Source organism: Salinimicrobium sp. TH3, assembly GCF_026676115.1.
Taxonomy (GTDB): domain Bacteria; phylum Bacteroidota; class Bacteroidia; order Flavobacteriales; family Flavobacteriaceae; genus Salinimicrobium.
Genome location: NZ_JAPONB010000001.1, coordinates 317,526 through 339,171, shown reverse-complemented (window position 1 = coordinate 339,171; position 21,646 = coordinate 317,526). Strand labels below are relative to the sequence as shown.

General features: G+C 41.7%; 16 protein-coding genes. 8 read left to right on the top strand and 8 right to left on the bottom strand.

The genetic code is table 11. From position 1 onward, the window contains the following. Positions 1-33: 33 nt before the first annotated feature. The 5 genes from OU683_RS01420 to OU683_RS01400 are packed head-to-tail and all read right to left on the bottom strand — an operon-like array spanning position 34 to position 7,567. The gene (locus OU683_RS01420; protein WP_268134409.1) at positions 34-729 is read right to left on the bottom strand and encodes a c-type cytochrome; all 696 of its coding nucleotides are present in this window, start codon (positions 727-729) and stop codon (positions 34-36) included. A gap of 5 nt (positions 730-734) precedes the next feature. Continuing rightward, the gene (locus tag OU683_RS01415) at positions 735-1,262 is read right to left on the bottom strand and encodes a DUF3341 domain-containing protein (RefSeq protein WP_268134407.1); all 528 of its coding nucleotides are present in this window, start codon (positions 1,260-1,262) and stop codon (positions 735-737) included. A 2-nt stretch (positions 1,263-1,264) separates the two neighbouring features. After that, a complete protein-coding gene (nrfD, locus tag OU683_RS01410; RefSeq protein WP_268134405.1) occupies positions 1,265-3,052 on the bottom strand; it encodes an NrfD/PsrC family molybdoenzyme membrane anchor subunit in 1,788 nt (595 codons plus the stop codon). A gap of 34 nt (positions 3,053-3,086) precedes the next feature. Further along, positions 3,087-6,167, bottom strand: coding sequence for a TAT-variant-translocated molybdopterin oxidoreductase (locus OU683_RS01405; protein WP_268134403.1), 3,081 nt, complete (start codon positions 6,165-6,167; stop codon positions 3,087-3,089). 23 nt (positions 6,168-6,190) lie between these two features. Beyond that, positions 6,191-7,567: a c-type cytochrome gene (locus OU683_RS01400; RefSeq protein ID WP_268134401.1), complete on the bottom strand. Its 1,377-nt coding sequence runs from the start codon at positions 7,565-7,567 to the stop codon at positions 6,191-6,193. 216 nt (positions 7,568-7,783) lie between these two features. On the opposite strand from OU683_RS01400, the gene OU683_RS01395 reads away from it, so the two are divergent. Then, positions 7,784-8,170, top strand: coding sequence for an SPOR domain-containing protein (locus tag OU683_RS01395; protein ID WP_268134399.1), 387 nt, complete (start codon positions 7,784-7,786; stop codon positions 8,168-8,170). A gap of 353 nt (positions 8,171-8,523) precedes the next feature. Here OU683_RS01395 and infB read toward each other — a convergent pair whose 3' ends face one another. From infB to rimP, 3 genes are read right to left on the bottom strand one after another with little or no spacing between them, the layout of a single operon-like run. Continuing rightward, complete coding sequence (infB, locus tag OU683_RS01390) at positions 8,524-11,388, bottom strand: translation initiation factor IF-2 (protein WP_268134397.1); 2,865 nt, start codon at positions 11,386-11,388, stop codon at positions 8,524-8,526. Between the two features lie 31 nt (positions 11,389-11,419). Further along, on the bottom strand, positions 11,420-12,664 hold the full coding sequence (nusA, locus tag OU683_RS01385; protein WP_268134395.1) for a transcription termination factor NusA: 1,245 nt from the start codon (positions 12,662-12,664) through the stop codon (positions 11,420-11,422). A gap of 11 nt (positions 12,665-12,675) precedes the next feature. Then, on the bottom strand, positions 12,676-13,140 hold the full coding sequence (rimP, locus tag OU683_RS01380; protein WP_268134393.1) for a ribosome assembly cofactor RimP: 465 nt from the start codon (positions 13,138-13,140) through the stop codon (positions 12,676-12,678). A 167-nt stretch (positions 13,141-13,307) separates the two neighbouring features. Between rimP and OU683_RS01375 the strand changes: the two genes are divergently transcribed. From OU683_RS01375 to OU683_RS01345, 7 genes are all read left to right on the top strand, one after another. Next, a complete protein-coding gene (locus OU683_RS01375; protein WP_268134391.1) occupies positions 13,308-14,144 on the top strand; it encodes a universal stress protein in 837 nt (278 codons plus the stop codon). A gap of 338 nt (positions 14,145-14,482) precedes the next feature. Then, on the top strand, positions 14,483-14,695 hold the full coding sequence (locus tag OU683_RS01370) for a hypothetical protein (RefSeq protein ID WP_268134389.1): 213 nt from the start codon (positions 14,483-14,485) through the stop codon (positions 14,693-14,695). A 407-nt stretch (positions 14,696-15,102) separates the two neighbouring features. Further along, positions 15,103-16,374, top strand: a complete 1,272-nt coding sequence (locus OU683_RS01365; RefSeq protein WP_268134387.1) for a PAS domain-containing sensor histidine kinase — start codon at positions 15,103-15,105, stop codon at positions 16,372-16,374. Then, a complete protein-coding gene (locus tag OU683_RS01360) occupies positions 16,371-17,423 on the top strand; it encodes a response regulator (RefSeq protein WP_268134385.1) in 1,053 nt (350 codons plus the stop codon). The genes OU683_RS01365 and OU683_RS01360 overlap by 4 nt, the downstream gene beginning before the upstream one ends. Before the next feature lie 95 nt (positions 17,424-17,518). Beyond that, on the top strand, positions 17,519-18,331 hold the full coding sequence (locus OU683_RS01355; RefSeq protein ID WP_268134383.1) for a universal stress protein: 813 nt from the start codon (positions 17,519-17,521) through the stop codon (positions 18,329-18,331). 192 nt (positions 18,332-18,523) lie between these two features. Beyond that, positions 18,524-19,246 (top strand): iron-sulfur cluster repair di-iron protein, encoded by a 723-nt coding sequence (ric, locus tag OU683_RS01350; protein ID WP_268134381.1) that lies wholly within the window; start codon positions 18,524-18,526, stop codon positions 19,244-19,246. Between the two features lie 100 nt (positions 19,247-19,346). After that, positions 19,347-21,629: a nitric-oxide reductase large subunit gene (locus OU683_RS01345; protein WP_268134379.1), complete on the top strand. Its 2,283-nt coding sequence runs from the start codon at positions 19,347-19,349 to the stop codon at positions 21,627-21,629. Positions 21,630-21,646 lie beyond the last annotated feature (17 nt).

The window sequence follows — 21,646 nt, the reverse complement described above, 5'->3', positions numbered from 1 at the left end:
TGTATAATATCTAATGTGCTGTTATTCTTGGTTTTATTCGATTGGTTCGCCTTCTGGTTCGCTTTGCTTCACCTCCATGGTCTGTTCGGCATTCACGGGCGGCATAAGTTTTTCCTCCTTCTCATTTAAATTTTGAGTTTCTGTTCCCTCTGCTTCAAATTCCCTCTCTGGAGCCCCTTCAAGCTGGCTTTTCAAATACATTACATAGTGATCTATTTTCCAACGTTCATCAATTGATGTTTGCGAAGCATAAGATCCCATTGCGTTAAGACCATAATACATTACGTGGTAAATACTTCCTTCTGTGATCGCTCTTCCCGCGTCTGAATAACTTGGAATTCCAAGGAACTTTTCACGCTCCACCAGAATACCCTTACCGTCTCCTTTGTCTCCGTGACAAACTGCACAATAAATTGTGTAAAGTGCTTTACCTTCAGCTAAATTGTCTTCGGTATAAGGAAGAGGGTTTTGTAATTCTGTCTTGGCAGTGGCATATCCATCGGGTGAATTCTCATACTCGTAAGGTTTCCATCCTCTGGAAACAGTTCCCTCCACAGGCAATTTAGCCTCCTGCTCATTAACAAAAACTTCGTATGCTCCATAAGGTTCATAGCTTACCGTCTCGTACATATTTGGCATATACTGGTAATTTGGCTTGGAGTTTTCCATACAGGAAACCACACTAAGTGCTAAAATGAAAAATATGGATTTTCTAAATAAACTTTTCATCGGGTTTATTTGTTATCTATTAATTTAATTTCAGAAGCACCGGTATTGAACAAAAAGTCGGTTAGCTCCTCCGTATTATGATTCCCAACCATTACTTCCATTAGGAAATGGTCATCTGTGGTTCTAACGTCAGGGTTCTCAGCTTTTTTGAACGGCCATAATTTACTTCTCATGAAAAAGGTAAAAACCATAAGGTGGGCAGCAAAAAATACTGTTAACTCAAACATAATAGGAACGAAAGCAGGCATGTTCTGGATAAAGCTAAAACTCGGCTTACCCCCAATATCCATTGGCCAGTCTTCGATCATAATAAAGTTCATCATAGCTACTGCTACCAGCAAACCTATTATCCCATAAATAAATGAGGTTATTGCGAGCCTGGTTGGCGCTAGTCCCATAGCTTTGTCCAGCCCGTGAACCGGGAAAGGAGTATAGATTTGCCCAATGCTATAGCGGGCCTCCTTAACTTGCCTTACAGCCTGTAAAAGCAAGTCGTCATCTGTATAAAGAGCGTGTATAACTTTAGATGCCATTCTTATTTACTTTTTAGTTGGTTTGCCTGGTTGTTCCAGTCACCGCGATTATCGGCAGTAGGGAAGTTTTCAATTACCCTCTCCAGTAATGTATAATCCTCAGGGGTTAGGTTGCTTACCTGCTCATAGGTATAGATTCCAACCTGATGTAATTTTTGTTCCATTAAAGGACCTGCACCATTCAATTTTTGAAGATCATCTGCAGACTGTGTCGCAGGATCAAAAACTCCAATCCTGTGCAGCATTTCATCAATCTTATCTCTGTCTAATTCAGACGCTGTCATACTTTCGGTATGAGTAGTTGGCTCATGCTCTTTCTTTGAAGTATGATCACCTCTCTTTATCCAGCCACCCTCAACATTTGAAACCGGTTCTCTAACAATAGTATTTGTATGATCTGCATGGTCTCCATGCTCTGCACGCAGCTTTTTATATCTGTCGCCAGATGCCTTAAGAATTGTCTTTACCTCGGCCTGTGCAATAACAGGGAAGGTACGGGCATAAAGCAGGAACAACACAAAGAAGAATCCAATTGTTCCAATAAATATTCCTATATCCACAAAAGTTGGAGAGAACATTGTCCAGGATGAAGGCAGATAATCCCTGTGCAATGAAGTCACAATAATTACGAATCGCTCGAACCACATTCCCACGTTTACAACAATAGAGATAAAGAAAGAGAACATGATGCTGGTACGAAGTTTCTTGAACCACATGAACTGTGGTGAGAACACATTACAGGTCATCATAGACCAGTAAGCCCACCAGTAAGGTCCTGTAGCCCTGTTAAGGAAAGCATACTGTTCGTATTCCACACCCGAGTACCAGGCCATAAATAATTCTGTAATATAGGCAACACCAACTATAGAACCGGTGATCATGATCACGATGTTCATTAGTTCGATATGTTGAATAGTGATATAGTCTTCAAGATTAGACACCTTTCTCATGATAATAAGAAGAGTGTTTACCATCGCAAAACCCGAAAAGATCGCTCCAGCCACAAAATAAGGAGGGAAGATCGTTGTATGCCATCCCGGAATAACAGAAGTTGCAAAGTCAAAGGATACAATAGTGTGTACAGAAAGTACAAGAGGCGTAGCCAAACCTGCCAAAACAAGTGAAACTTCTTCAAATCGTTGCCAGTCCTTTGCACGTCCACTCCACCCGAAACTCAGGATTCCATAAATGTGCTTCTGAAAAGGCTTTACTGCACGGTCTCTTATCATCGCGAAATCTGGTAATAAACCTGTCCACCAGAATACCAAAGAAACTGACAGATAAGTAGAGATCGCAAATACGTCCCAAAGCAGTGGTGAATTAAAGTTTACCCAAAGGGAACCAAACTGATTAGGAATTGGAAGTACCCAATAAGCAAGCCATGGACGACCCATGTGAATGATTGGGAACAATCCCGCCTGCACGACCGAAAAGATCGTCATGGCTTCTGCCGAACGGTTAATGGCCATCCTCCATTTTTGACGGAAAAGTAAAAGTACCGCCGAAATAAGTGTACCGGCGTGACCAATACCTACCCACCAAACAAAGTTGGTGATATCCCAGGCCCACCCAACGGTCCTGTTTAATCCCCAGGTACCAATTCCTGTAGAAACTGTATAGATAATACAACCTAATCCCCATAGAAAAGCCACAAGTGCAATAGAGAAAACTATCCACCATGATTTGTTGGCCCGTCCTTCAACAGGAGCAGCAACATCTACCGTAACATCATGATAGGTCTTATCGCCGAGTACTAAAGGCTTTCGAATAGGTGCTTCGTAATGAGACATATGCTTTTTATAATTAATTCTTTAACTGTTTTATTTATGCTTCAGATGTATTGCGGACTTTAGTTTGGTACATTACGTTAGGTTTTGTACCAATATATTCCAGGGCGTGATACATCCTCTCATCCTCACTTAAAGCTGCTATTTTGCTTGCTTCATCATTCACATCCCCAAAGACAATAGCTCCTTTGTCACAGGCTGCAGAACATGCAGTCTGGAACTCTCCATCTTCAATCGCCCTGCCTTCACGTTTGGCATCAAGAATCGTCTTTTGAGTACGCTGGATACAGAAAGAACATTTCTCCATAACTCCCCTCGACCTAACAGTAACATCGGGGTTCAACACCATGCGCCCAAGGTCATTGTTCATGTTGTAATCAAACTCCTCGTTCTTGTTATAAAGGAACCAGTTGAACCTTCTCACTTTGTAAGGACAGTTGTTCGCACAGTAACGGGTACCAACACATCTATTGTAGATCATTTGGTTTTGTCCCTGGCGGCCGTGCATAGTAGCAGCAACAGGACATACCGTCTCACATGGAGCATGGTTACAGTGCTGGCACAACATTGGCTGAAATACAACCTGAGGATTATCTGAAGCCATTTCCATCTCTCCAAACTGTGAAAGAGAATCGCCAAGACCACTCATGTTTTCTTTCTTCTCCACATCCTGCTCAAATGTTTCCTCAGAAGAGTAGTAACGGTCAATACGCAACCAGTGCATATCACGATATTTTCTTACTTCTTCTTTACCTACTACCGGCACATTGTTTTCGGCGTGACATGCGATCACACATGCACCACAACCTGTACATGCATTAAGATCAATAGACATTTTAAAATGATGACCTACAGAACGGTCAAACCCATCCCAAAGATCCACATCTGGTGAAGTAACCGGTGTCTCTACGTGGTTTAGAGAAACTTGGGGCATTTCATTCCACACGTGGACATCTTTTGTATTAAAGATCTCCAGGGTAGTTTCTTTTATAATATCATTCCTACCCATTAGAGTAGTATGCAACTGCAAACATGCAAATTCATGAACGCCTGCAGCTTTTTCTATAATAACATTCTGGTGAGCACGGAAATCTTTATACAGAGGATAAGCATTTACACCTACCTGCATTTCACGCTGAATCCCTTCTCTTTTACCATAACCCAATGCCAGAGAAACTACTCCTCTCGCCTGGCCCGGCTGAATAAATACGGGAACTTTTTCAAGAACAGTATCTCCAACTTTAAGGTTTACATAATTACCATTTAAAGCCCCGTTAGAAACGTGCTCATTTTCAAGACCCAGGGCTTCAGCATCGGCTCTGGATATTTTAAGATAGTTATCCCATGAGGCACGGGTAATAGGATCTGGCAATTCCTGCAACCATGGGTTATTAGCCTGATTTCCGGCTCCCATAGCTACAGAAGTATAAAGCTCCAGCTCTAATCCTTCTCCCTGCGCTGCAGAAAGATTTCTCACCGCTGCGCTTTCATCAAATGATGTGGATGCAGAGGTAACCTGATCGGCTCCAACCTGCGCACTTACAGGAGAAGTTCCTTCGAACACCCCGTCGTGAAGCGCATCAACCCATGAGCTGGATCCCATTGATCCTTCCCAGGTTTGCTTCAGGTAATCTGCGTAAGATATATTTTTATCAGTCCATCTTAGAAGTACATCCTGAAACTGGCTTGTATCAAAAAGAGGCCTGATCGTAGGTTGCATCAACCCAAATTTCTGTGTTGTAAATTCTACATCTCCCCAGCTCTCAAGATAATGAGGGGTGGCTGCAACATAGTTGGAAAGAAGTGCGGTCTCATCATTCTTCATGGAGAACGTCACTTTAAGGTCCACTTTAGCCAATCCTTCCACAAATTCATCGGCAAATGGTAAACTATAAACAGGATTAACTCCTGCAATAAGAATAGCACCAACCTGCCCTGCCTGCATATCTGCAACTAATTGCCTTACCGCAGCAGTACTTCCCTGGCGCAGCATTCTTGGTGTTGCAGTGTTCATCACAGTACTTCCAAGAGCTTCGTTAATGGATAACGCAAGAGACTGTGCCTCAACATCGGGAATACCTGTAACTACTACAGCCTTACTTCCCGCCTCACGAAGTTGTCGTGCAGCTTTTATAAGAGCATCATCAATATGCGCCGGAAGATTACTCGTCGAAGCACCTCCGGTAACATAACCGTGAAGAGCTGCGATGGCAGCTTTTTGCTGAGAAAGTGTAAGGGTTATTCTCCTGTCGGCATTGGCACCAGTAAGAGAAAAATTCGATTCGAACTGCACGTGGCGTGACATCTTTCCATTTTCAGGAATACGTCCTTTTGCATAACCTGCATCATGACCACCACCGGCCCAGTCTCCAAGGAAATCGGCTCCAATGGAAACTATAACTTCAGCTGTTGAGAATTCGTAAGATGGCAAAGCCCTTCTTCCGTAACGGTTCTCAAAAGCATCCAACATGTGGTCTTCAGAAACAGTGTCATAAACAACGTGACGAACATTTCCGAATTTTTCAGAAAATTCATTGATAAGTTTTGCGGTAGAAGGACTGGCGAAAGTTTGCGTGAGCAGAACAATCTCTCCATCAACATTGTTTAGCTTTTCCTTTACCTCACGATCAAACTGTTCCCATGAAGTAACTTCACCGTTAGCCAGAGGCCTTTGAAGTCTTTTATTATCATAAAGAGAAAGAACCGATGCATGCACCCTTGCATTGGCACCCGTAGTCCCCATGGTGTTTTGCTCAATTTTTATAGGACGACCTTCACGTGTCTTAACAAGCACACTTGAAAAATCAAATCCATCGGCCATAGTGGTAGCATAGTAATTTGCTACTCCGGGAACAATCCTTTCGGGCTGCACCACGTAAGGAATAGACTTCATTACCGGACCTTCACAGGCAGCCAAAGAAGCCGCTGCGGTACTAAAACCAACGTACTTCAAAAAGTCCCTTCTTGAAGTGGTCGATGTTTCGAGAGTCTCCTTGTTACCTAAAAATTCATCTGTAGGGATCTCCTCTACAAACTCCTTTTGGCTGTGCGTCTCAACAATTGAGCTGGTTTCATTCAGCTCTTCAACACTTTTCCAGTATTTCTTGTTTGATGACATATGCTTACTTTCTACTTTTTAAATTAATAATGGCACTTGGCACATTCAATCCCGCCCATTTGGGCAACAGTTAATTCTTCAACCTCATATTTTCTTGAAAGCTCTTCATGAACTTTTTCATAATATTCGTTTCCAGCGGTACGAACATTGGTTTCGCGGTGACAGCTTATACACCAGCCCATCGTAAGAGGAGCATTCTGGTACATAATTTCCATTTCCTGAACAGGACCATGACAGGTTTGACAGGCAATCCCTCCAACTTCTACGTGCTGCGAGTGGTTGAAATAGGCAAAATCGGGCAGATTGTGAATTCTGATCCATTTAACAGGTTCAGTTTCTCCGGTGTATGCTTGTTGAGAAACATCCCAACCTACTGCGTCGTATAATTTCGCAATTTCTCCGTCATAGAATTCTTTTGAATATTCTTCTGTCGCTGTTCCTTCAGCAACTTCGCTTATTGATTTGTGACAGTTCATACACACATTCAAAGATGGAATACCCGAGGTTTTAGACACCCTGGCAGAACTGTGACAAAATTTACACTCGATCTGGTTATCACCTGCGTGAATCCTGTGTGAGAAGTGAATTGGCTGAATTGGCTGGTAGCCCTGATCAACCCCTACCTGCATCATCCATCCATAAGCAAAGTAAGATCCAACAAGCACAAGCACAACTGAAGTAACTATTACCAGGAATTGATTTTCAACAAAAGATTTCCATATAGGCTTCCCTCTCTTTTCTTTTACCGGTAGTTCCACACCGCTGGCAGCTGCAAATCTTCTAAGAGTTTTATTTACCAGGTAGAGAATCACAAGCAGCATTAAAAGCACAAAGGCAAGTATCCCAAGCAAAATATCTGTAGAGATTCCACCGCCACCCTGCGCACCGGCCCCGGCAGCTTCTGCTCCCGGCTGCTTTTCCTGAGGCACAGCCTTAGGCGCATTCACATAAGCAAGAATGTTATCGATATCGCTATCGCTCAACTGTGGAAAAGGAGGCATTGCCACCTGATTGTATTCGTTGTAGATCGCAACCGCCTGCTCATCCCCCTCGGCGATCAAGGCCTGGGAATTTTTAATCCAGCTGTGCAACCATTCGGTTTCCCTTCTATCACCTACACCTCTCAATGGCGGCCCAATAGAATTCCCATCTAGTTTATGACAGGCAGCACAAAGCGTATTGAAAAGTTCTTTCCCGGCAGCTTCATCCCCACCGGAGACTTCTGCCTCCACATTTGATTCCTGAGGCCCCTGAACAGTTTCCTGCCTGTCTGCTTCGTCTTCAGAGAGCGGAGAATCATCAGGCTCCTGCGCTAAAAGAAGGGTATTAAACGAGAAAAACAGGGATACACTGAAAAATACTATTCGAGCTGCTGAATGGCGGTATTTCACCTTTTTCATATTATAAGTTGAATTAACGTCTTATTTGGTACGATTTTTAGTAGAATTAAAACGTGACAAAAATCATGTTTTAGCACCTAAAAATTTACCGACAAAAGTAATACTTAAGTTCGATTTGAGAGGATAGCCAAATAATTTATAATAGTTCTAAATAACTGTTAACGACAGAATTTATCGGCAAAGTTATACTTTTGTATTTCAGAAAATTAAGAAAGAATGTTGAGAAAAAGCAAATTAATCCTGACTACTCTTGTTGTAATTGGAACTGTAACAGTCTCTAAAGCGCAGGAAGGACAGGTAACCATCCATCAGGATGAAATAATACCAGAACTCCTGGAACAAAAATCAGAAATGGTAAAAGACGGGGTTATTGGCGAGCGATATAGGGTACAATTATTCTCGGGAGATAATAACGAAGCCAGTAAAGTCATTAAAGAATATAGGTCCCTCTTCCCCGAATGGTCATCTACAATAGTTTTTGAGACCCCAAATTACAAGGTGTGGGTAGGGAACTTCAGAAACAGCCTGGAGGCCGACAGGGCCTTGCTGGAGATCAAAAAATCTTTCCCGGCAGCTTTTAGATTCAAACCGGAGAAGAGATAATGAAAAGCAACAGGTAACTTTGATAATTAAGCTAAAGAGCACATCAAAACAATCCTGAATATAGTAAACTTTTGGATCAGCAGAAATTCAGTTAATGAAAATTAATTCCGGAAAAATTTTTTCGTTAGGCCACCTTGCAATCAACCTTCAAAAATTTATCTCGGAAAATACATATCTAAAAATGCCATTTTTAACACGAGTTTTTTCAGCTTAAATATTTTCTATCATACCAGAAAAAAATTCCAAGGGATTCGAAATTATATAATACAGAACAGGTGAGATCTATTTCACCAAATCACAATAAAAAAGGGACGCAAATTGCGTCCCTTTTTCTGTTTATATACTTCTAAGTATTATTTCAACTTTTTCTTCACGGCAACTTCCTGGAAAGCTTCAACTACATCACCCTCCTGGATGTCGTTGTAGTTCTTGATTTGCAATCCACAGTCATAACCTTTAGAAACTTCCTTCACGTCATCCTTGAATCGTTTAAGAGAGGAAAGTTCACCTGTGTAAACCACAACTCCGTCACGAATCAATCTTATACGGGAATTTCTATAGATCTTACCATCTGTAACCATACAACCGGCAATAGATCCAATTTTCGACACTTTAAAGATCTCTCTGATCTCTGCGTTCCCGGTGATCTCCTCCTTCATTACAGGGGAAAGCATTCCTTCCATCGCATCCTTAAGATCGTTTATTGCATCATAAATGATGGAATAAGTTCTAATGTCGATTTCTTCTTTTTCGGCAACCATTCGGGCATTCCCTGCAGGTCTTACGTTAAATCCGATGATAATCGCATCTGATGCTGAAGCCAGTAACACATCACTCTCGGTGATCGCACCTACTCCTTTATGGATAATATTCACCTGAATTTCTTCAGTAGACAACTTCTGGAACGAATCTGTAAGCGCTTCCACAGAGCCGTCCACATCACCTTTAAGAATAATGTTAAGTTCTTTAAAGTCACCCAGTGCAATACGACGTCCAATTTCATCAAGCGTAATGTGACGCTGAGTTCTTACCGATTGTTCGCGCTGTAATTGTGTACGTTTGGCAGCGATATCTTTAGCTTCACGCTCATCTGTCATTACCTTGAACTTATCACCCGCTTGTGGGGCACCATCAAGACCAAGAATAGATACCGGTGTCGAAGGACCTGCTTCTTTCACGTCTTTTCCACGCTCATCCTGCATTGCCTTCACCTTACCACTGTGTCTACCTGCAAGTACAAAATCTCCTATCTTAAGTGTACCTGTTTGCACAAGAATTGTAGAAACATATCCTCTTCCTTTATCCAGGTAAGCTTCCACCACAGTACCTGTAGCAAGTTTATCAGGGTTAGCCTGTAGCTCCAGGATTTCGGCTTCAAGAAGCACTTTTTCAAGCAATTCCTTAACCCCTACTCCTGTTTTGGCAGAAATATCATGGGATTGAACTTTACCTCCCCAATCTTCTACAAGAAGATTCATTGAGGCAAGTTTTTCTTTTATCTTTTCGGGATTTGCCGCCGGCAAATCCACCTTATTAATTGCAAATACAATAGGAACTCCTGCAGCCTGTGCGTGGGAGATCGCTTCTTTTGTTTGAGGCATCACATCATCATCTGCCGCTACCACGATAATTGCAAGGTCGGTTACCTGGGCACCCCTTGCACGCATGGCCGTAAAGGCCTCGTGACCCGGAGTATCTAAAAATGTTATTTTCTGACCGTTTTCCAGCTTCACCCCGTAGGCACCAATGTGCTGCGTGATTCCACCGCTCTCCCCGGCAATTACATTTTCTTTCCGAATATAATCCAGTAAGGATGTTTTACCGTGATCTACGTGTCCCATTACTGTAACGATTGGAGCACGTGGGCTTAGATCTTCAGGATTCTCGGGAACTACTTCTTTTGGTTCATCAATATCTGCAGTAACAAATTCCACTTCAAAGTCAAACTCCTCAGCAACGATAGAAAGAGTTTCAGCATCAAGACGCTGATTCATCGTTACCATCATTCCAAGAGACATACATGCAGAGATGATTTGAGTCACCGGCACATCCATCATCGTGGCAACTTCGCTCACGGTAACAAATTCGGTAACCTTTAGTATCTTGTTTTCTTCTTCAAGTTGTGCATCCTCTGTCCTTTGGCGGTGAGTATCACGCTTGGTCTTACGGTATTTGGCACCACGACCTTTGCTGGATTTCCCCTGTAACTTCTCAAGGGTCTCACGCACCTGCTTTTGAACTTCTTCTTCGCTAGGCTCTTCTTTTGTTACAGGACGGGCACGTTTCCCGGCTGGTTTGTTAGGTCTTGAACCACCACCACCTTGTCCCGGCGCACCTTTAACATCTTTACTTATACGACGACGACGTTTTTTACGCTTCTCTTTCTCTTCTTCAGCTTTTTTGTCTTTTTCGTCCTTCTTCTTAACAGGCTTTTTAAACTGGGAAAGATCAATTTTCTCTCCGGTAAAATTAGGGCCGCTAAGTTTTTGATATTTTGTAGCAACAGTAGAGGATTCTTCTTCTTTGCTCTCAGAACCTTCGGCCGCTTTTTCCTCTTTAGGTTTTTCCTCTTTAGACTCTTCAGCCTTTTGCCCGGAAGTTTCCGGTGCTTTCACTTCAGGTTTTGAAGTTTCTGCTTTGGGAGCTTCAGCTTTGGGAGCTTCAGCTTTTGGAGCCTCCGCTTTTGGCGTTTCGGCTTTTGGAGTTTCGGTTTTGGTAGCTTCTGCTTTTGGGGCTTCAGCTTTTGGAGCTTCTCCTTTAGGCGATTCCTGTTCTGCGGCTTCAGGAGCTTTGGCCTGTGGCTGTTCAGGCGCTTTAGTCTCTTCTGCCGGAGCTTTAGGTTTTTCAGGTGAAGCTGTTTTAGGCTTATCCAGATCGATCCTGCCTACCTGTTTTGGGCCTTCCAGGTTAGACTTCGCTCTAATAACCTCCTGCTTCTCCTCATGTTTGCGCTTTTCTTCCTGCTCCTTTTCTCTTTCAAGTCGAAGACTTTCTTTTTCCTTGCGCTTTTCTTCTCCAACTTCCTTCGCCTCTACCTTCTTACTCTTATCGGTCTGGAATTCATCAGAAAGCACCTGATAAATTTCCCCCGAAATTTTTGTGGTGGGACGCGCCTCTATTTCGTGCCCCTTGGAATTGAGAAATTCCACGGCACGATCCAACGAAATGTTGAATTCGCGTAACACCTTATTTAATCGCATTGTCTTCGCTTCAGCCATAAATTGCCCTCTAAATTAACCTCTTTTATTCTTAACTATTGTTCTCTTCTTCAAATTCTTCTCTAAGAACTCTCATTACATCCCGTATGGTCTCTTCTTCAAGATCTGTTCTCTTGACAAGATCCTCTACGTCCTGCTCTAATATGCTTTTTGCTGTATCAAGACCAATTTTGGCAAATTCTGCGATAACCCAGTCATCGATCTCATCTGCAAATTCTCTTAATTCAACATCTTCTTCAACGCCTTCTCTAAAGACATCTATTTCATAACCTGTCAATTGTCCTGCCAATCTTATATTATGGCCTCCACGACCAATAGCTTTAGACACTTCTTCGGGCTTTAACATCACCTCTGCCCGCTTATTCTCCTCATCTATCTTAAGAGAGGTGATTTTTGCAGGACTAAGGGCCCTTGTGATCAACAACTGGTTATTAGTAGTATAATTGATCACATCAATATTCTCATTCCCCAGTTCGCGAACGATACTGTGGATCCTTGATCCTTTCATACCCACACAGGCACCAACAGGATCAATACGGTCATCATAAGAATCTACGGCTACTTTCGCTTTTTCACCAGGTATTCTCACTACTTTTTTCACATTGATCAAACCGTCGAAAACTTCAGGGATTTCCTGCTCAAAAAGTTTCTCCAAAAATAAGGGAGAAGTTCTTGACAAAATAATAACCGGTTTATTTCCTTTTAATTCAACACTTTCAATGATTCCCCTCACATTCTCTCCTTTACGGAAGAAATCTGATGGAATTTGCCTGTCCTTTGGAAGGATGATCTCATTACCATCATCATCCAATAAGATAATCGCACGATGGCGAATGTGGTGAACTTCGGCAGTATATATTTCCCCTTCAAGCTCCTTAAAGTGTTTGTAGATATTAGTATTATAGTGTTCGTGTACCTTTGAAATAAGATTTTGACGCAAAGAAAGTATTGAGCGACGCCCAAGGTCGATCAACTTAACTTCTTCAGAAACATCTTCACCAACCTCAAAATCGGGTTCGATCTTACGGGCTTCGGTAAGGGAAATTTCCTGGTTAGGATCTTCCACCTCTCCATCGGCCACAACGACCCTGTTTCTCCAAATCTCAAGATCCCCTTTGTCTGGGTTTACAATAATGTCAAAGTTGTCGTCTTCACCGTACTTCTTCTTAAGAGCACTTCGCAGCACCTCTTCCAGGATCGCCATTAAAGTTGGCTTATCTATAGACTTATCATCCTTAAATTCTGAAAACGAATCTATCAACGCGATATTTTCCATATCTTATTCTATTAAAATGTTATTATCACCTTTGCCTCTTTCACATCCTCTAAAGGCAAGACAGCTTCTTTATTTACAGTCACCTTTCCTTTACCTACAGGCTTAGGCTCCCTGGCCTTCCACTTAAGAGTGATCTTTTCATCCTCAAAAGAGGTGAGTTTGCCTTCGATCTTCTCTCCATCAACAGTGGTAACTGCAAGAGTTCTACCAATATTTTTTTTGTACTGCCGCGGCATTTCCAGCGGACTCGAAACACCTACCGAGGATACATCAAGCGAAAAATCTTCCTCTTCGCGATCAAGATTATGTTCTATTTTGCGGCTTACCGCAATACAGTCATTTACAGACACCCCTTCATCACCGTCTATAATGACAGTAATATGGTTCGCCTCGTTGACGTTGAGCTCAATTAAAAATAATGAATTATTTTCTTCGAAAGCTTCCTGCAGTAATTTTTCTACTTTCTCCTGTAACATTCCCGGGTCTGGCTATAAAAAGAGGGGACTTTCTGTCCCCTCGTTGTTCTTTTTTCGCTTCAACGGTGCAAATATAGTAATATTTTTGTAGAACGAAAACAAGATTTTGAATGAAAAAATATTTGTAGTTTTATAACTAAATCAACCTTACCTATTTACAATAACCTATGAAAAAAATCCTTGTGCCGACCGACTTTTCGGAGAAGGCAGAAAACGCCCTCAAAGTAGCCGCTCAACTCGCGAAAAAATTTAATGCAGAAATTTATCTTTTGCATTTGATAGAATTACCTGCAGATATGGTGAACCCAGTGGGAGAAACACGTACCAACGATTTACCCGAGGCTCTATTCTTTATGAAGCTGGCAAAAAAGAGGTTCGATGACCTGCTGTCCCGCCCCTATCTTCAAGATCTTGCGGTGCACGATATTGTGGAGATTAATAAGGCATTTGACGGTATCCTGGAAGCCAGCAAAAAACACAGCTGCGACTTTATTGTTATGGGTTCTCAGGGAGCTTCGGGCTTAAAAGAAATGTTCATAGGTTCAAATACCGAAAAGGTTGTGAGAACATCTGAAGTGCCGGTGCTTGTTGTTAAAAACGACCATCCCACCTTTAATATCAAAAATTTCATTTTTGCTACCAACCTGGAAACCACAGGGAAAAAGACCCTGGCAAAGGTGGTGGCCCTGGCCGAATCTTTCGGGGCAAAGCTACATTTGGTCTATATAAATACTGCCAATGAATTTTTGACCACGATCGACTGCGATAAAAAACTAAAAAAGTACATGGAGGAAACAGAATTCAACAATTATGAATTCCACGTTTTTAACGATGATACCGTAGAAGAGGGAATATTAAACTTCTCAAAAAAGGTGAATGCAGATGTTATGGGCATCGCCACTCATGGACGCAAAGGTTTATCACATTTTTTCAATGGCAGCATAAGCGAAGACCTGGTAAATCACGCAAATAGCCCGGTCATCACATTTAAACTTGAAAAATAGCTTTTTAAACAATCTCTTTTTGGATTAAAAAACTTCCCTTTAAGTTTAATCTGTGTTCGATTTTATAGAAAAAACAGAAGAAGATCCTCATATCTCCTTCTAAAGATTCTTTAGGATAATTTAAGGAAACTAAATCTCCAGATTCAAAATAACAGGCTCCTGCTGCAACTCCCGGTTACTCCCTTATTCCTCCCTAATAATGGAATTTTAGAGACTTTATGAGAGTTGTACCGGTTAAGTTAAGCAATTGAAAGTCATAAGTTAAATTTGAGTCAAAGCTAAAAAAACAGGCCAATTAAATTTCCCACAGATGTATCTTTATCCCATAATTTAATCATATGATATTAAAGGCAAGTTTTCAATTAGCATTTTTGGCTATAGAGATCATTCTCACTTTTTACAGCAATGTACTGGAGGATAATCTTATGGTTAAATTTTTGCTTTTTGTTATCACTGCTGTGCTTATAGCAATGGGAGTGACAAAACTTGCAAGCCGACTTTTACCGGCAGATAAAGATTATGTCTCGCCCGAAGACGAGCAGGCGTCATAGTTGTAGATTTTTACAGGTGCTGGAGAGAGCGTGAAAGTTTGAATACTGTAGAGCTGCAACAAAAGGATCCGGATGGAAATATTCTTTCTCTCCGGATCTTTTATATTAACACCCCTTTCAAAAAAGGCATTTTCAACTAGTCTTTAATTGACCATGGTGCTCTGGCAAGATCACTAAAAATCCTTCTTCAGTTTATTTAAAAAAATCCACGGCTCCCCGGCTCCACCCGCAGCCCGAAAAAATTTTAAATTTTCTTCTTTTATAAACCTATTTAAACCCCTGTAAACACAGGGGAACAAACACCCTCTAAACTATTTTGGGGGATTCTTTTCCTGTACAACAAACTCATTCAAACCTCAGTTATTCTAAATTGTTTAAATTTGACCTTCACTCCAAAAAAACCGATATTGAATAGCGCCGCAGATAAGCACCTGGAAATATTTGAAAAAGACCAGAATGTTTTTAATGTACTTTTTGAAGCAGCTTCAGAAGGTATTATTGTAGTTGATAAAAATCAAATTATTATAAGCAGTAACCTCGCGGCAGATAAAATGTTCGGGTACGAAAAAGGGGAGCTTAAAAACAAGCCTTTGAACCTCCTGATACCGCCAAAATACCGTTCTGCACATCCTGCTCATTTTAAGGGGTTTTTGCAAGACAGTGAAAAAAGACAAATGGGTCATGGGCGTGACCTGTATGGAGTGAAAAAGAACGGGGATGAATTTCCTGTAGAAGCGGGTCTTAACCCCTTCAAAATTGGGGATGAGTATTATGTAATGTCTCTCATAATTGACATTTCGATTAGGAAGGAAGCCCAACGTCAAATCACCGAGCTAAACAACGAACTTGAAGATAAGATCAAGATAAGGACAAAAGAGCTGGAGGAAAGCATTGAAAAGCTTCAGAAAGCCAACAAAAATCTGGAGCTGGAGATAAAACGTCGTAAAGAGGCCGAAAACAGGATCAAAACAGCTTTACAAAAAGAGAAAGAGCTCAATGAACTGAAAACAAAATTTCTTTCCCTGGTATCTCATGAATTTAAAACCCCGCTTAGCGGTATATTAACCTCGGTGGTTCTAGCAGGAAAGTATAAACTTGAAGAGCAGCAGGAAAAGAGGGAAAAACATCTCAACACCATCAAGAGCAAGGTTCATTACCTGGACAACATCCTCAATGACTTTTTGTCTATTGAAAGGCTTGAAAGTGGTAGGGTGAATTATAAATTCACCAGTTTCAACCTTAGCAAACTCGTCAATGAAGTAGTCTATAACGCCAATGTCACTCTTAAGAGCGGGCAAAACATCAAATATACCCGTGACATTGAAAACATTGTACTTAAGCAGGACGAAAAAATTCTGGAACTGGTCCTGTCCAATCTATTGAATAACGCAATAAAATATTCCCCGGAAGACACTTTAATTAGATTTGAAATTGAGGTGGAAGGAAAAAAGATCAGGTTTAAGGTAACAGATGAGGGAATGGGAATTCCCGATAAAGATCAAAAACATATCTTTGAAAGATATTTTAGGGCCGAAAATGCTCTTTTAAACCAGGGCACAGGAATAGGTCTTAACATAGCCAAAGTGCATTTGGAGAACCTGGGAGGAACCATAAGCTTTAGCAGTAAGGAAAATTCCGGAACCCAGTTTATTGTAGAACTACCTATAGTCAAAGAATGAAAAAAGTACTTTTTATAGAAGATGATACCGTAGTAAGGGAAAACACAGCCGAACTACTTGAGCTTGCGGAATATAATGTTATCACGGCAGCCAATGGCCGCTCCGGCCTGGAGGTGGCACGACAGGAACTCCCAAACATTATAATCTGTGATATTATGATGCCAGAAATGGACGGCTATGGAGTACTTCAGGCTCTTTCTGAAGATCCTCAAACCCGCCACATCCCGTTTATCTTTCTTTCAGCAAAAACTGAACATAAAGATATACGTCGCGGCATGGACCTGGGGGCAGATGATTACCTCACCAAACCTTTCGAAGAAGAAGAACTAATAAGCGCCATAGAAAGCCGCCTGGCAAAAGTGGCTATCCTTAATAAAATTCAGGAAACCAAAAATCCTCCTGCGCAGGAAGACTCTCAGCAAAAGATCAATTCCCTTCAGGAACTAAGGGAGGAAGTTAAAAAATACGAACAGCAAACCTTTAAGGCGGGTGAAACCATCTACGAAGAAGGGAAGCTGGGGAACCATTTTTTCTTCATAGATAAAGGAGTTGTGAAGAGTCATCGTATGGATGAGTATGGGAAAGAACTTATTACCTCTTTATATAAGGAAGGAGATTTCTTCGGAAATACCTCTTTTAAAAAGAGTGACACCTATACCGAATATGCTACCGCCATGGAGGAAACAAGGGTTTATGCTGTTTCCAAAGAGGAGCTGAAGCATATTCTTATGAATAACAGCAACATCACTCTTGAATTAATAGATGTATTGGGTGATAACCTGGCAGGAATTAAAGGGCAACTACTGGAAATGGCCTATGGGTCGGTTCGAAAAAAGGCAGCACGCACCATTCTGTTATTCTCTCAAAAAATAAGAAGGCATCCAACCCAGAGCATCAGGATCTCCAGGAGCGACCTTGCCAGTGTGGCAGGTATGGCTTCAGAAACTCTTATACGTACGTTATCAGATTTTAAGAAGGAAGGTTTGCTGGAAATAGAAGGCCGTAATATCAAGCTTCTTAACGTGGAAGCACTCAAAAAAATTAGTTGATCCTCCTTATTATTTAGAATAGTTCAATAACTGATGTTCATCATTTTTTCCACTATGCATCCTGCATATTTTTGCGGGGTAAATAGATGTGACAGATGATGAATATCTTATTGCCCACAGATTTTTCTGAAAATAGCAGGAATGCCGCAGCATATGCGCTGCAGTTCTTTAAGGACACTCCCTGCAATTTTCATTTGCTACATGTTTTCCCGGTTCCAGTAAATAAAATGGCGACTGGATATATGTCAATGTCCCAGGAAGTGCAGGCGAATTTTGACAGTTTGCTTGAATGGCTGCAAAGTATACGTACTAATCCAGAACATACCTTTAATATTTGTTTTAAGGCAGATTACCTCATCAATGCCGTAAGAGCCAAGGTACAGGAAAAACAGATAGATCTAATCCTTATGGGCACCAAAGGAAAAACCAATAATGAAGGTGTCGTTATAGGCAAAAACACTTCAGACGTTATGATGAAGGTCAAGTGTCCCGTGCTTGCAATTTCGGAACACGCTTCTTTTAAAGAACACAAAAAGATCCTTTTCCCTACAGATTATAAGATCCATTACGGGAGTAAGGTTTTGCGCACTCTCCTTAATCTCGCTTCCCTTTCAAAGGCTAACGTAAAGATCCTGGAAATTTTCAACAATGATAAGGAACCCTCGACCGAACAAATTAAGAACCGGGATTTCCTGCAGGATTCTTTTTCTCCCAGAATTCCGGTGCTACAGACCTATTACACCTATAAAGATCAAAGTCCCAAGAAAATACTTATTGCCAACCGCGATGTAGACATGATCGTATTGGCTGCAAAGAACCTTAACTTGTGCCAAAAATTTCTGCGCAACGAGGAGAATGAAAATATTCCGTTTATAAATCAGCTGCCATTATTGGTTTTACATGGTTAACAGGTTGTTTTAGTTTAGTGTTATTAGATTGTTTTTAAAGTTGACGCCTCCAATCCCGGAGGCGTTTTTTTTTGCTTCTAAAAATAATTAGGACAAATTTGTCTTTTATGACCCGACTCATAAACCAGCCTTTATCAATCTTTGATCTTTGTACCTGAAAAATAAACTCCTGTTAATCTAAAACATATGATCATGGAAAATTTACAAGCAAAAACAGTTGCAGAAATGGTAACCGAAAACATCAAAACTGCACACATCTTTAAAAAATACGGTATCGATTTTTGTTGCGGCGGCGGCATTAGCCTTGAAAAAGCCTGTGAAAAATACAAAGTAGACTATAACCTTTTGAGCCAGGACCTCCTCAATGTAGATCAGGACACATCAAAGGCTACAAATTACAATAGATGGGAACTTGATTTCCTTACAGATCACATCATTAATGTGCACCACAGCTACGTTGAAGAAAACATCCCACTCCTACTACAGTATTCCGAGAGAGTTGCACAGGTTCATGGAGGACATTACTACGAACTGCTGGAGATAAAAGATCTTGTAAAGCAGGTAGCCGGGGAATTAAGCGCTCACCTTAAAAAAGAAGAGTTAATCCTGTTCCCGTTCGTCAAAAAGATGGTTCAGGCAAAAAAAGAAAATAAGGAATTACCTGCAGCAAATTTTGGCACCGTAGACAATCCCATTAAAATGATGGAGATCGAGCACGAAGATGCCGGGGAACTACTTAGAAGAATTTCCGAATTAAGCAGCAGTTATACTCCGCCTCAAGGCGCCTGTAACACCTACAGAGCTTTCTACGCGAAACTGGAAGAATTTGAGCAGGATCTACACCAGCATGTGCATCTTGAGAACAATATTCTTTTCCCAAAGGCTCTAAAGCTTGAAAAAGAACTCCGTTCATAACACCGACAGATCATTGAATTAAATCCCCAACCCCGCCGAAAAAGAAACAGCCTGTAAGTCACAGGTCTCTAATTCTTTTTCGGCTTTTAATTAGACACGAATGAGTAAAGAAAGAAAATTATGGATCGTTTTCCTCACGGTTGTGACTGCATCCTTTGCCATCCTTGGTTATTATGGCTTTGAGATCTACCAGAAAGCGCCTCCAATGCCGGACAAAATAGTCACTACCGAGGGAGAGATTGTTTTCGAAGGTCAGGATATTAAAGACGGACAGAATGTTTGGCAAAGTATGGGTGGCCAGGAAGTTGGCTCCATATGGGGCCACGGAGCGTACCAGGCCCCTGATTGGACTGCAGACTGGCTTCACCGGGAGGCATTGTTTATCCTCGGCGAATGGTCGCAGGAAGATTATGGGCAAACTTACGGGGAACTGGAAAGTGAAAAACAAGCCCTCCTTGAAAGAAGGCTGCAACTGGAGTTGAGAAAGAACACCTATAATGAAGCCGATAATACCATAACCATCTCTCCTATGAGAGCAAAAGCCGCAGAATATCTTAGTGATTATTACCGCGGACTCTTTATGGAGAACCCCGAACTGGATGAATTGAGAGATTACTATGCCATACCTCCCAATTCTATTAAGGACGAGACAAGGATGCATCAAATGGCCGGATTCTTTTTCTGGGCCACCTGGGCAACTGTTACAGAACGGCCCGGAAGTGATGTCTCCTACACCCATAACTGGCCCCCAGATGATTTGGTGGGCAACAAGGCAACCGGAGATCTTTTGATCTGGACCGGATTAAGTATCATCCTTCTCCTGGTAGGGATTGGCCTAATGGTATTCTATCATGCCCGCATGAAAGAAGAGGAAGAACTGGAAAGGCCGGTGAAAGATCCTTTAATGGATCAAACCATTACGCCTTCTATGCTGGCGGTGAAAAAGTACATTTGGATTGTATGTGTTCTCATTCTTATCCAGGTAACCTTTGGAGTAGTAACTGCACATTACGGGGTTGAAGGAGATGGTTTCTATGGTCTTGACCTCGCCGAACTTCTCCCCTATTCAATATCCCGTACCTGGCACGTGCAACTGGGAATTCTCTGGATCGCCACTGCCTGGCTGGGCACAGGACTTTATATAGCACCTGCGGTTTCAGGAAAAGATCCTAAATTTCAGAAATTCGGAGTCAACTTTTTGTTCGTATGCCTGTTGATCATTGTATTTGGTTCTATGGCCGGACAATGGATGGGAATCATGCAAAAACTTGGACTGGCAGAGAACTTCTGGTTTGGACACCAGGGTTATGAGTATGTGGACCTGGGAAGATTCTGGCAAATATTCCTGTTTGTAGGGCTCTTTGTATGGCTCGCGCTTATGGTGAGACCACTTATTCCTGTAATACGCCAAAGAACTTCAGAAAGAAACCTGCTTATCATGTTCCTTGTTTCTTCCGCAGCCATTGCCCTGTTTTACGGAGCAGGACTCATGTGGGGAAGACAAACAAATCTCGCGATTGCCGAATACTGGCGCTGGTGGGTGGTACACCTTTGGGTAGAGGGCTTCTTTGAAGTATTTGCCACAGTAGTATCTGCCTTCCTTTTTGTAAGACTGGGCTTACTACGTACCAAAACTGCGACCTTGAGTGTGCTGCTAGCCACCGTGATCTTCCTTTCGGGAGGTATTCTTGGAACCTTTCACCACCTCTATTTTAGTGGTACCCCAACAGCTGTAATGGCTTTAGGAGCGACCTTTAGCGCCCTTGAAGTAGTGCCACTGGTATTGATAGGCTATGAAGTTTATGAAAACTATAAATTGTCTAAGGCAACAGAATGGCTTAAGGATTACAAATGGCCTATTTACTGCCTTATAGCTGTCGCCTTCTGGAACTTTTTGGGAGCAGGGATCTTTGGATTTATCATCAATCCTCCAATCGCCCTTTACTACATGCAGGGATTAAATACTACCGCAGTTCATGCACACACGGCTCTTTTTGGAGTATATGGTTTCCTTGGTATAGGCCTCATGCTGTTTGTTCTTAGAAGTCTTTACAGAGTACAGGTTTGGAATGATAAACTGTTAAGTTTCTCCTTCTGGTCTATTAATATAGGACTTATTCTCATGGTGCTGCTCAGTGTCCTTCCAATAGGCCTGTTACAAACAGTAGCCAGTGTAAATGAAGGAATGTGGTATGCCCGTTCTGCCGAATTTATGCAGCAACCGGGAATGGATACGCTGCGCTGGATGCGAGCAATTGGAGATACAATTTTTGCAGTAGGCCTGTTTGCCTTTGTATGGTTTGTCTTCACTCTTGACAGCCGCAAGAAGTTACCGCAATCTAAAAAAGAAAAACTACGAAAAGAAGAACCCGTAGAAGTATAAACCTAAATTTACTGAGG